We start from the raw sequence: 10,783 nt of genomic DNA on the forward strand, positions 1-10,783 counted from the left end.
TTTTTAGGGGGTTGAATCGGTTAACGGCAACACTCATGAAACATTTAGTTTTTAATTTTGTGAGCAGGCTAACCATTTAGCGAATAAACGCAAATGCCAGTTTTTTGAGTTGGCCCCTCATTGCCATATTCTCTTTACCGGAGGCTTAATGATTGAGATAGCGACGGACTCTTTTGCAGGCATTGAGTGTTTGCACGCCACACCAGCAGGGAAACGCTCTGCACCGCTGCCTACCTTGCTTTTCTGGCACGGATTTGCCTCATCGAAGGAGGTCTACGCCTATTTTGCCGTTGAACTGGCAAAGGCGGGATTTCGCGTTGTGATGCCAGATGCGGATATGCATGGTTCACGCTTCAACGGCGATACAGAGTTAAGGCTGAGCCGTTTCTGGGAGATCCTGAAAAGCAACATTGATGAGGTGCCGGTTATAGAAGAGGCGCTACGCGAACAAAAGCTGGTGGAAGAGGGGCGATTTGCAGTGGCGGGTGCCTCAATGGGCGGCATGACCGCACTGGGCGCGATGGCGCGATACCCTCATATTACCAGCGTAGCCAGTATGATGGGTTCAGGCTATTTCATGTCGCTGTCACAGACGCTGTTTCCTCCGCTGGTGGCCAAAACGCCGCAGCAGAAACAAGAGTTTGATGAAAGAATGGCACCACTGGCAAGTTATGATGTCAGCGAACAGCTGGAAAAGCTCGCCAACCGGCCACTGCTGGTCTGGCACGGTGAAGCGGATGAAGTGGTGCCTGCGGCAGAAAGCTTCAGGTTAGAAAAAGCGCTGCGGGAAGCGAAACTCGATGGAAATCTGACGTTTATTACCGAGAAAGAGGTTGGGCATCGCATCACGCCGCCCGCGCTGGCAGCGATAGCGGCTTTTTTTAAGCGCTATCTGTAACCCTGTTTAACTCAGGGCGGCGCATTATCCCGCTCAGCAGCCATCGGGCAGCCCCCGTTCAGGTAAACCCTGGCCGGGAGCCATGCCGTTTCTGCCAATATCAACCCTGTGAGTCAGGCTCTCAAAGCTGCCCGGAGAGCCGCTCTGCTGCGGTGGTTGGGGCTTTATGCGATGTTTTGTCTAACGGAGACGCAATCCGGTTTATATAGACGTAACTGTTCGCCGCGTTGCTGGTGTAGCTTTTCACCTGCTGCTCGCAGCCAGAGGTACTGGCAAGGGCGGATGTGGAAAGGAATAGACCGAGTAAAGTGGCGATTGCGATGGTTTTCATAGTGAACTCCACAATCAGATAACCCTCTGACGCTGACGTCAGGGTCGTGTCATAAGCAACAGGTATAGTTTAGCCTCTTCCGCGCTAAAAGGTATTAGTAATTCTTGCTGTTTTAGATCAGCTTTTTTGAACGACTTTTCTCTAACAGAATGATTTCGCTCATTAAGCACGAAACGCCTGCTTTGAGCAGTGCCCCGCTGACAAATAATTTACACCCCGCCGCGACTTTACCTTGAGTTTCTGCAGAGCCGCCAGTATGATTACGCGTCAATTTTTCAGCCGCATTCTCAGGTTGTGACCCGATAAAGATTTTGGGGCACAGCTTATAACGTTCCTTGCTTCCATGGGCCGCGGCTGACCCCGACAGGAGGCTGAATAATCCGTAAGGAGCAAATTCGATGCGTCATTACGAAATCGTATTTATGGTTCACCCTGACCAAAGCGAACAGGTTCCGGGCATGATCGAGCGTTACACTGGTGCTATCACTGGTGCAGAAGGCACGATCCACCGTCTGGAAGACTGGGGCCGTCGTCAGCTGGCTTACCCGATCAATAAACTGCACAAAGCACACTACGTTCTGATGAACGTGGAAGCTCCGCAGGAAGCGATCGATGAGCTGGAAACTAACTTCCGCTTCAACGACGCCGTTATCCGCAGCATGGTTATGCGCGTTAAGCACGCGGTAACTGAAGCATCTCCGATGGTTAAAGCGAAAGATGAGCGTCGTGATCGTCGCGAAGATTTTGCTAACGAAACCTCTGATGATGCAGATGCTGGGGATTCTGAAGAGTAATTGACCGTGACGGCTAACCGGCTGACGCTGTCTGGCACTGTGTGCAAGACGCCGATGCGTAAAATAAGCCCGTCAGGTATTCCACACTGCCAGTTCGTGCTTGAGCACCGTTCATCGCAGGTGGAAGCCGGTTTTACCCGGCAAGCCTGGTGTCGGATGCCGGTGATTATCAGCGGCAAAGCCCATCAGGCCCAAACTCTTAGTATAACGGTCGGCACGCACCTTACCGTTTCAGGCTTTATTAGCTGCCATCAAGGCCGCAATGGACTGAACAAAACGGTACTGCATGCCGAGCAGATTGAATTGATAGATTCTGGAGACTAGCCTAATGGCACGTTATTTCCGTCGTCGCAAGTTCTGCCGTTTCACCGCGGAAGGCGTTGTAGAGATTGATTACAAAGATATCGCTACGCTGAAAAACTACATTACCGAAAGCGGTAAAATTGTCCCGAGCCGTATTACCGGTACTCGTGCAAAATACCAGCGTCAGCTCGCTCGTTGCATCAAGCGCGCTCGCTACTTGTCCCTGCTGCCATATACCGATCGTCATCAGTAACTGGCCGCTGTCTATTAACGACTTTAAGAGGATAAGGTAATGCAAGTTATTCTGCTTGATAAAGTAGCAAACCTGGGCAGCCTGGGTGATCAGGTTAACGTTAAAGCGGGCTACGCTCGTAACTTCCTGGTTCCACAGGGTAAAGCTGTTCCTGCTACCAAGAAAAACGTTGAGTTCTTCGAAACACGCCGTGCAGAACTGGAAGCCAAACTGGCTGACGTTCTCTCTGCAGCTAATGCACGTGCTGAGAAAATCAACGCACTGGGCACCGTTACTCTCGCGTCTAAAGCAGGCGACGAAGGTAAACTGTTCGGTTCCATCGGTACCCGCGACATCGCTGACGCTGTAACTGCAGCTGGCGTTGAAGTGGCTAAGAGCGAAGTTCGTCTGCCGAACGGCGTTCTGCGCACCACCGGTGAGCACGAAGTGGACTTCCAGGTTCACAGCGAAGTCTTCGCTAAACTGATTGTAAACGTGGTTTCTGAAGCTTAATCGCTGACGTTACTGCGAAAAAACGCCGGCCTCGTGCCGGCGTTTTTGTTTTTGTCCCCGCCGCTTTATTGCGCGCGAACAAAGGAGCCATCTGGCTGACGGGTAAATAATATCTGTCCGTTGTCGGTATCCACCGTTAAGCCATTCACCACACCCTGAGCATTCTGACGAATGCGAACAGCCTGTCCGGTTTGTAAATTGCTCAGCGGCTTATCGTCGCCCTCTACCCGTGCCATCGCAAAAACATCATTGACCGACAGGTTATTATCGCGAAACAGCTGCGCCAGCGTTTGCCCTGCGGCAATCTGATAATTATGCCATGTGCCCTGCGAGTCGTTAGCCGAGGGCGCTGGCGTTGAGGGCCTCTGTGTCGGCGCTTCTGGCTGTTCACTACTGAGTTCAGCCTGCATCGGTATGCTGGTCTCAGAAGAGTGGCCTGACGTCATCGCTGGCCGCTGGGGTGAAGGCGCAGGCCAGAGAAAGGCCAGCAGCATCACCAACAGTGAGAGGATGATACCGCGACGGTGGAAAGGCGGTAACGGATCCATCCAGCGTACAGACTCCGGCAGATGCCAAATCCAGCTGAACAACTGCGGGATTCGTGATGATGAAGACGCTTTGGGCATGGGGTCCTCCTCCGGGCGCGAACCTCGCGCAAATAGTGAGCTTTTTACTACCCGGTTTAACCAACCGTTCAGAGAAAGCGACTGGCTTTTCCTTCGCCTGCGGGCAAGATGGCCCATGTTAACCTCGACTAAAATATAGCTGATAACGCATTGTGCGTGCGGAGTTTATTCCGCCCGTGGGATCCGGGTATTGTTTCCTTTTAACGGCGAAAAGTCACCTGAAGAAGATGCCATTTTACGCCCGATGTCTGCGCTGTTATGCTCTGCACTGGTTTTATCAATGATGAAAGGAAAATCCATGACTACCCCTTCTTTTGACAGCGTAGAAGCGCAAGCAAGTTACGGTATCGGTTTACAGGTTGGCCAGCAGCTGCTGGAATCTGGTCTGCAGGGTCTGCAACCAGAAGCATTGCTGGCGGGCCTGCGCGATGCGCTGGAAGGGAACGCCCCTGCTGTACCTGTAGATGTTGTTCACCGTGCGCTGCGCGAAGTTCATGAGCGTGCTGATGCTGTGCGTCGTGAGCGCCAGCAGGAAATGGCAGTTGAAGGTCAGAAATTCCTGGAAGAGAACATCAAGCGCGACGGCGTGAGCAGCACCGAGTCAGGTCTGCAGTTCAGGGTGATTGCTCAGGGCGAGGGCGCAATCCCTTCCCGTCAGGACCGCGTACGCGTGCACTACACCGGCAAACTGACCGATGGCAGCGTATTCGACAGTTCAGTACAGCGCGGCGAGCCTGCTGAATTCCCGGTGAGCGGCGTGATCCCAGGCTGGATCGAAGCGCTGACGCTGATGCCTGTTGGTTCAAAGTGGGAGCTGGTTATTCCTCATGAACTGGCTTACGGCGAGCGTGGCGCAGGTGCCTCTATTCCTCCTTTCAGCACCCTGGTGTTTGAAGTGGAGCTGTTAGAGATCCTGTAAGATTCCGGGCCAGGTACGCCTGGCCCATTCCCCTTATTTTTGCAAATCTACCTGATAAAGAGCAAAGCCGATTTCATCCGTTCCTTTTTGCTGTAACGGATACTGCCCCTGCGCACGGATAAATTTTGCTGCTTTTTCACCGGGAGAGGTTTCAAAACGAATATCCAGCGGCGTACTGCTCTCAATATGCGCCAGCTTCCAGTTGTTATCCGCCTGCGGCTTCACTTCGCCTTCAGCCCTGGTCTGCGCGCTGATATAGGCTGCAACGACGGAACGGTTCTCATCCGGTGAAGCAAAAGCAATATGGCTCTCCCCCGTTCCTGCAAATTTACCGCCATAGGCCCGGTAGTTATTCGTTGCTACCAGGAAGGTTGCCTGCGGGTCGATCGGCTTACCCTTGAAGGTCAGATCTCTGATACGCGAAGCCTTTTCGTTGCTCATCTGACATTCGGCATCGTATCTGGCCGGCTGCGTAACGTCGATGCGATAGTTAACGCCATCAATCACATCAAAATTGTAGGTACGGAAATCCCAGTTAATCAGCGACTGGGGCTGACTGTTGTGTGGATCGATCCGATTGAACTGACCGGCAGAGCACTCCAGCCACTCTTTCACCTCTTTGCCACTGACTTTCATCACTACCAGCGTGTTGGGATAAAGATAGAGGTCGGCGGCGTTACGGAAGGTAAGGGGGCCTTTTTCCACCTCAACATAGCTGGAGGGATCGTTTTTCCGTCCTCCCGCTTTAAAGGGCGCAGCCGCCGACAGTACGGGCAGAGTGGCCAGATCGGGATCGCCCTGAATGTAACGCTGCACATAGTCTCGCTGGGCGTTGTTTACTATCTGCACGGTAGGATCATCCTGCACCAGCGACAGGTAGCTGTACATGACATCTGCAGAGTTGCCGATCGGTTTGCTGACAAATTCGCGCGTCGCTTTATGATCCTGTTCCATCACCTTCAGCAGCGCTGGGTCTTCTGCGGCCAGCGACTTCTTCGCCGTTTTATCGTAGATCGGACGGGCTTCCGCCCTGGCGCTGCTGACCTGCCAGCGCCCCTGCTGATTATCCAGCACCAGATCGACCACGCCCAGGTGATCGCCCCACATTCCCGGCATCACGGCGGGAATACCGTTCAGCGTTCCCTGGTTAATGTCCGCGCCCTTAATGCTGGCGAATTCCTGGCTGGGGAAAACGGCATGCGCATGGCCGAAAAGTATGGCATCAATGCCCGGCACCTGGCTGAGGTAATAGACCGAGTTTTCCGCCATCGCTTTATAGGGGTCGCCAGAGAGACCGGAGTGGGGAATGGCGACCACGATATCGGCCCCCGCTTTGCGCATCTCCGGAACCCATTTACGGGCAGTTTCAGTGATGTCGTTCACCGTAACCTTGCCGGTGAGGTTTGTTTTATCCCAGACCATAATCTGCGGCGGCACAAATCCAATGTAACCCACCTTAAGCTGGTGGGATTTCCCCTCTCTGTCGGTGACTGCCACAGCTTTGATCAGCCAGGGGGTGAAAAGTGGCTTACCGGTTTTAACATCGATGATATTGGCATTGATATAAGGGAAGCGGGCGCCACTGATTGCTTTATGCAGATAATCAAGGCCGTAGTTAAACTCATGGTTGCCCAGGTTGCCCACCGTATAATCCAGGGTATTCATCGCCTTATAGACAGGATGCACTTCGCCCTGCTGCAGGCCATTGGTTGCCATATAGTCGCCGAGCGGGCTGCCCTGAATAATATCGCCGTTGTCGACCAGCACGCTGTTGGCGGCTTCTTTGCGGGCGGCTTCAATCAGCGTGGCCGTCCGCACCAGGCCAAATTTCTCGCTGGGCGTATCTTTGTAGTAGTCAAAATCCATCATGTTGCTGTGCAGGTCGGTGGTTTCCAGCAGGCGGAAATCGACCGTAGCGGCATGAAGCGAAGCTGCGACAAAAAGTGCCGAAAGGGATAGCGTGGTCTGCAAGGTTATTTTTCCGTAAAACATCATTTCTCCGTTAGTCAGGGGCGACAGCGCTCTAACATCGCAAAGTTTTATGAACTTGTTACCTTATGTCTCATATAAATGTGATCAGCCACAAATATTTACTGCTTATACCTCTGAGGTTAAAAAGCGGAGGTTACTGAACGCCATATACATTATGCTGTTGATAATTAAGCCCACTCTTTAGCAATCACAGCTTGCCGGTTCAGGATCTGGCAGCGAGGGGGATACTATCAGCTGCTATGATCGGTTAAGGTTTTAGCCATCGGTATGCAAGTACAGACTGGCCGGTAATACGCGGTCTTAAGATGCTAATCATGAGGTGTAAAATGTTAGACAAAATCTGCCAGCTGGCTCGGGAAGCGGGCGATGCGATCATGGTGGTGTATGACGGACAGGCGCCGCTTAATGTCTCTCACAAGTCAGATGATTCACCGGTTACTGCGGCGGATATTGCTGCCCACCAGGTGATTGTTCAGGGACTTTCTGCACTTTCTCCAGAGATTCCGGTGTTATCGGAAGAAGACCCGCCGGGTTGGCAGGTACGCCAGCACTGGCAGCGCTACTGGCTGGTCGATCCCCTTGATGGCACCAAAGAGTTTATCAAGCGTAACGGTGAATTCACGGTGAATATCGCTCTGATTGAGAAGGGCAAACCGGTGCTGGGCGTGGTCTATGCTCCGGTACTGGGCGTCATGTACTCCGCAGCGGAGGGCAAAGCGTGGAAAGAAGAGGGCGGAAACCGTGAGCAGATTCAGGTACGGGAAGCCCGTCCGCCGCTGGTGGTGGTAAGCCGTTCCCATTCAGACACTGAGCTGGAGGATTATCTCAGCCAGTTAGGTGAGCATCAGACCACGGCGATAGGCTCTTCGTTAAAGTTCTGCCTGGTGGCGGAAGGGAAAGCGCAGCTCTATCCCCGCTTCGGGCCGACCAATATCTGGGATACCGGTGCAGGGCATGCTGTTGCAGTAGCGGCAGGCGCGCACGTTCACGACTGGCAGGGCAAGGATCTGGATTATGCTCCACGCGAATCCTTCCTGAATCCTGGCTTCCGCGTTTCGATTTTCTGATAGTTAAGTGCGTGATTTGGAATTTTTGAAAGATGCACGACCTGTAAATATGGGAGGCCATCGGTCTGAATATATACAGCGCTCGTAATCTGTAATCTGAGTTGCATGGTCGAAGAGAGTGGGCTGAACACAAAGATACCGTGAACCCTTCCCTGGGGCTACGAAGCGGCGTCCATGCCGCTTAGCCTTTGCTTATCAGCCCACTCTCTCTTCCCGATGTCTGGCTGAAGGGCAGGCAGCGCCGCTGTTTTGCTTTTGTCCTTATACTACAGGCCTTGATCTCACCCTTTACTCCAGCAGCTTATGCACCAGCGCCACTACCTGTTTCACCTCTTCCTGCGTCAGCGCGCCATCCTTTGCAAAACGCACCTCACCCTTTTTATCCAGCACCACAATCGCGGAACCACCATCCTCCAGCTGCCAGGCTTTTTTAGCCACGCCGTCACTGTCTACGATGAACTGCGACCAGGGAAACTGTTTCTTGTTGTTCTCAATGCTGCTGCGGACGAACATTCCCGTGCCGGGAATGGCATCATCGGTGTTAACCAGGGTGGTGGTCTGGTAACGATCGTGTGGAAACCTTGCTGACTTAATCGCTTCTATAAGCGAAGCGTTCTTCTCCTTGGATGACGAGCGGCCAGCGATATGTTGAACCACTCGTACTTTGCCCGGCAATTTCGCACTGTTCCAGCGTTGATAGCTAAACTTATCCTGCTGCAACATCAGCTCACCTTTATCAGAAATACCGATAGCGGGGAGGCGCTGACCCTCTTTAAAGGCATGCGCGCCCGCAATACAAGGCAGTGAAAGTGAGATAAGAACAAAAAGTAAGCGAACGGCAGCCATCGGCTTCTCCTTTTAAGGTGATCAGACCAGTTAGTCATGTTCCTGCAATAATAAGCGCAGAAGATGCTGCTGTCGCATCGGGCCAACATCTTTGCAACACACTGCACAATTCGCTTTCAATTGAAGGTTTATACTGTCTGGACACTTCGAAAGCAGAGAGACCTCTGTCACGATGTGTAAAAACAGTAAAAAAATTCATTTTTCGGACTTCAGGAAGGCGATGTTGGTCTATAGTGAATCCACTTTGCGCTGCAAGGATTCGTACCGAGATTGGACACGACGCAGCGCGCATCATTTTCAGGAGTATTAATTAGCATGAAGATCTTCCAGCGATACAACCCGCTGCAGGTAGCCAAATACGTAAAAACGCTGTTTCGCGGCAGGATATATATCAAAGACGTAGGCGCTTTCGAATTCGATAAAGGCAAGATCCTGATCCCACGAATTAAAGATAAGCAGCACTACAGCGTGATGTCAGAAGTAAACCGTCAGGTGCTGCGCTTGCAGACCGAGTTTAACTAAAAAATAAGGCGCGACTATTCGCGCCTTTTTGTTGCTTCCCTGCCTTTATTCTTCAGCCACTTTAGTCAGTACAGCCGCCGCCGCCGTTGGACGCGCATCAATGCGGGTTACCAGCAGTTGATCGATACGGTAGCTGTCGATATCTACTACCTCAAACTTGTAACCGTGAAACTTCACGAAATCGGTGCGTTTTGGGATTTTGCGCAGCATAAACATCATGAAGCCACCGATGGTTTCATAATTGCCGGACTGTGGGAATTCATCGATATCCAGCACGCGCATAACGTCGTCAATCGGCGTGCCGCCTTCCACCAGCCAGGAATTCTCATCACGCGCCACAATCTGCTCTTCCATGCCCTGGCCGACCAGATCGCCCATCAGTGTCGTCATCACGTCATTCAGCGTAATAATTCCCACCACCAGCGCATACTCATTCATGATCACTGCAAAATCTTCACCGGCGGTTTTAAAGCTCTCCAGCGCCTCAGAGAGGGTCAGCGTGTCCGGCACTATCAACGCAGAACGGATCTGCACGCCGCTGTTCAGCGCCATGCTCTGGTGCCCCAGCACCCTTAACAGCAGCTCTTTCGAGTCGACGTAGCCAACGATATGGTCGATATCATCGTTGCAGACGAGGAATTTGGAATGAGGATGATTGGCGATCTTCTCCTTCAGGCTCTCTTCATCTTCATGCAGATTGAACCACACCACGTTTTCACGTGAGGTCATGGAAGAGGGAACTGTACGGGACTCCAGCTCAAACACGTTTTCAATCAGCTCGTGCTCCTGTTTACGCAATACGCCCGCCAGCGCGCCAGCTTCTACGACCGCATAGATATCGTCAGAGGTAATGTCATCCTTGCGCACCAGAGGAATTTTGAACAGGCGAAAGATGATGTTAGCCCCGCCGTTAAAGAACCAGACCAGAGGACGAAAGATAAACAGGCAAAAGCGCATGGGGTTGATAATTTTCAACGCCACCACTTCAGGGGCGATCATTCCCAGACGTTTTGGGAAGAGATCGGCAAAAAGGATAAACAGGCTGGTGACAAGAGTAAAAGAGCAGATAAAGCTGAGCTGTTCAGCCAGGATTGGGTTAGTAAAACGTTCGAAAAGGGAGCGAAAAGCGGGTGAAAAGGCGGAGTCGCCAACTATACCGCCTAAAATGGCCACTGCGTTAAGCCCGATTTGCACCACGGTAAAGAACATCCCTGGCGTTTCCTGCATCTTCATTACCCGCTGGGCATTAATGTTGCCCGTGTCGGCCAGCAGCTTCAGCTTAATTTTGCGCGCGGCGGCAAGCGAGATTTCTGAAAGAGAGAAAAATGAGCTGATCGCAATCAGCAGTACGATGACAAGCAAGCTGTCTAACATAAAACATCCATAAAATGGCCCGGTTCAGTGGCTATCAGGTGAAAGCGCTCGAAACCGGCCTTGAGTTGATTACTTGTCATTTTTGGCCTGGGCAGCGCATGAGGATCTGCGAACCTCCTGTTCCGTATAAGAAACTTGGCTATCCGTGCCAAAAATGTCTGCGCCATCGGCATAAAGCCGGTGCAGAAGTCAGTTAACAGGCGGTAACAGCACCCGTGCTGTGGATTATAGCCGTGGTGACCCCTGCTTACAATTCCGGCACTCATCAGGATGAGATTAATCCGACTCTGCCTGTGGATCACCTCCGACATTGATATTCATTCATGATCCGTTGTTGTAACCCATGCTCTCTTTGCACACAATAAG

The 10,783-nt window shown here is 52.1% G+C and carries 13 protein-coding genes; 8 read left to right on the forward strand and 5 right to left on the reverse strand.

What is annotated here, in order from left to right; genetic code table 11:
• The first annotated feature begins 148 nt into the window (after positions 1 to 148).
• A complete protein-coding gene (yjfP, locus tag SD961_RS01040; RefSeq protein WP_318788564.1) occupies positions 149 to 898 on the forward strand; it encodes an esterase in 750 nt (249 codons plus the stop codon).
• A gap of 121 nt (positions 899 to 1,019) precedes the next feature.
• Here the strand turns inward: yjfP and SD961_RS01045 are convergent, their stop codons facing one another.
• On the reverse strand, positions 1,020 to 1,229 hold the full coding sequence (locus SD961_RS01045; RefSeq protein WP_306208377.1) for a hypothetical protein: 210 nt from the start codon (positions 1,227 to 1,229) through the stop codon (positions 1,020 to 1,022).
• 398 nt (positions 1,230 to 1,627) lie between these two features.
• Here SD961_RS01045 and rpsF point away from each other — a divergent pair, with 398 nt between their 5' ends.
• Genes rpsF through rplI form a run of 4 tightly spaced genes read left to right on the forward strand, consistent with a single transcriptional unit; the run spans position 1,628 to position 3,071 of the window.
• Positions 1,628 to 2,023: a 30S ribosomal protein S6 gene (gene rpsF / locus SD961_RS01050; protein WP_318788565.1), complete on the forward strand. Its 396-nt coding sequence runs from the start codon at positions 1,628 to 1,630 to the stop codon at positions 2,021 to 2,023.
• A gap of 6 nt (positions 2,024 to 2,029) precedes the next feature.
• Positions 2,030 to 2,347: a primosomal replication protein N gene (gene priB / locus SD961_RS01055; protein ID WP_318788919.1), complete on the forward strand. Its 318-nt coding sequence runs from the start codon at positions 2,030 to 2,032 to the stop codon at positions 2,345 to 2,347.
• A gap of 4 nt (positions 2,348 to 2,351) precedes the next feature.
• The gene (rpsR, locus tag SD961_RS01060; RefSeq protein ID WP_002210155.1) at positions 2,352 to 2,579 is read left to right on the forward strand and encodes a 30S ribosomal protein S18; all 228 of its coding nucleotides are present in this window, start codon (positions 2,352 to 2,354) and stop codon (positions 2,577 to 2,579) included.
• A 39-nt stretch (positions 2,580 to 2,618) separates the two neighbouring features.
• Positions 2,619 to 3,071, forward strand: a complete 453-nt coding sequence (gene rplI / locus SD961_RS01065) for a 50S ribosomal protein L9 (RefSeq protein WP_306208372.1) — start codon at positions 2,619 to 2,621, stop codon at positions 3,069 to 3,071.
• Between the two features lie 65 nt (positions 3,072 to 3,136).
• Here the strand turns inward: rplI and SD961_RS01070 are convergent, their stop codons facing one another.
• Positions 3,137 to 3,697, reverse strand: a complete 561-nt coding sequence (locus SD961_RS01070) for an OapA family protein (protein WP_318788566.1) — start codon at positions 3,695 to 3,697, stop codon at positions 3,137 to 3,139.
• A 298-nt stretch (positions 3,698 to 3,995) separates the two neighbouring features.
• On the opposite strand from SD961_RS01070, the gene fklB reads away from it, so the two are divergent.
• Positions 3,996 to 4,616 (forward strand): FKBP-type peptidyl-prolyl cis-trans isomerase, encoded by a 621-nt coding sequence (fklB, locus tag SD961_RS01075; RefSeq protein ID WP_318788567.1) that lies wholly within the window; start codon positions 3,996 to 3,998, stop codon positions 4,614 to 4,616.
• Positions 4,617 to 4,649: 33 nt separating this feature from the next.
• Here the strand turns inward: fklB and SD961_RS01080 are convergent, their stop codons facing one another.
• On the reverse strand, positions 4,650 to 6,608 hold the full coding sequence (locus SD961_RS01080) for a bifunctional 2',3'-cyclic-nucleotide 2'-phosphodiesterase/3'-nucleotidase (RefSeq protein ID WP_318788920.1): 1,959 nt from the start codon (positions 6,606 to 6,608) through the stop codon (positions 4,650 to 4,652).
• Positions 6,609 to 6,934: 326 nt separating this feature from the next.
• Here SD961_RS01080 and cysQ point away from each other — a divergent pair, with 326 nt between their 5' ends.
• A complete protein-coding gene (cysQ, locus tag SD961_RS01085) occupies positions 6,935 to 7,675 on the forward strand; it encodes a 3'(2'),5'-bisphosphate nucleotidase CysQ (protein ID WP_318788568.1) in 741 nt (246 codons plus the stop codon).
• A gap of 288 nt (positions 7,676 to 7,963) precedes the next feature.
• On the opposite strand, the gene SD961_RS01090 is transcribed toward cysQ, so the two are convergent.
• On the reverse strand, positions 7,964 to 8,521 hold the full coding sequence (locus tag SD961_RS01090) for a YtfJ family protein (protein ID WP_318788569.1): 558 nt from the start codon (positions 8,519 to 8,521) through the stop codon (positions 7,964 to 7,966).
• Between the two features lie 315 nt (positions 8,522 to 8,836).
• Between SD961_RS01090 and SD961_RS01095 the strand changes: the two genes are divergently transcribed.
• On the forward strand, positions 8,837 to 9,043 hold the full coding sequence (locus SD961_RS01095; RefSeq protein WP_246760837.1) for a DUF1107 domain-containing protein: 207 nt from the start codon (positions 8,837 to 8,839) through the stop codon (positions 9,041 to 9,043).
• Between the two features lie 45 nt (positions 9,044 to 9,088).
• Here the strand turns inward: SD961_RS01095 and SD961_RS01100 are convergent, their stop codons facing one another.
• Positions 9,089 to 10,417: a hemolysin family protein gene (locus SD961_RS01100; RefSeq protein ID WP_318788570.1), complete on the reverse strand. Its 1,329-nt coding sequence runs from the start codon at positions 10,415 to 10,417 to the stop codon at positions 9,089 to 9,091.
• Positions 10,418 to 10,783 lie beyond the last annotated feature (366 nt).

It is taken from the genome of Erwinia sp. MMLR14_017 (assembly GCF_033657285.1).
Lineage (GTDB): Bacteria > Pseudomonadota > Gammaproteobacteria > Enterobacterales > Enterobacteriaceae > Erwinia.

What these genes read in the sequence shown, in the direction of transcription:
- SD961_RS01070 (WP_318788566.1), bottom strand. Translation starts at nt 3,697, where the DNA reads ATGCCCAAAGCGTCTTCATCATCACGAATCCCGCAGTTGTTCAGCTGG.
- SD961_RS01080 (WP_318788920.1), bottom strand. Translation starts at nt 6,608, where the DNA reads ATGTTTTACGGAAAAATAACCTTGCAGACCACGCTATCCCTTTCGGCA.
- SD961_RS01100 (WP_318788570.1), bottom strand. Translation starts at nt 10,417, where the DNA reads ATGTTAGACAGCTTGCTTGTCATCGTACTGCTGATTGCGATCAGCTCA.
- rplI (WP_306208372.1), top strand. Translation starts at nt 2,619, where the DNA reads ATGCAAGTTATTCTGCTTGATAAAGTAGCAAACCTGGGCAGCCTGGGT.
- cysQ (WP_318788568.1), top strand. Translation starts at nt 6,935, where the DNA reads ATGTTAGACAAAATCTGCCAGCTGGCTCGGGAAGCGGGCGATGCGATC.
- SD961_RS01095 (WP_246760837.1), top strand. Translation starts at nt 8,837, where the DNA reads ATGAAGATCTTCCAGCGATACAACCCGCTGCAGGTAGCCAAATACGTA.
- rpsF (WP_318788565.1), top strand. Translation starts at nt 1,628, where the DNA reads ATGCGTCATTACGAAATCGTATTTATGGTTCACCCTGACCAAAGCGAA.
- rpsR (WP_002210155.1), top strand. Translation starts at nt 2,352, where the DNA reads ATGGCACGTTATTTCCGTCGTCGCAAGTTCTGCCGTTTCACCGCGGAA.
- yjfP (WP_318788564.1), top strand. Translation starts at nt 149, where the DNA reads ATGATTGAGATAGCGACGGACTCTTTTGCAGGCATTGAGTGTTTGCAC.
- fklB (WP_318788567.1), top strand. Translation starts at nt 3,996, where the DNA reads ATGACTACCCCTTCTTTTGACAGCGTAGAAGCGCAAGCAAGTTACGGT.
- SD961_RS01090 (WP_318788569.1), bottom strand. Translation starts at nt 8,521, where the DNA reads ATGGCTGCCGTTCGCTTACTTTTTGTTCTTATCTCACTTTCACTGCCT.
- SD961_RS01045 (WP_306208377.1), bottom strand. Translation starts at nt 1,229, where the DNA reads ATGAAAACCATCGCAATCGCCACTTTACTCGGTCTATTCCTTTCCACA.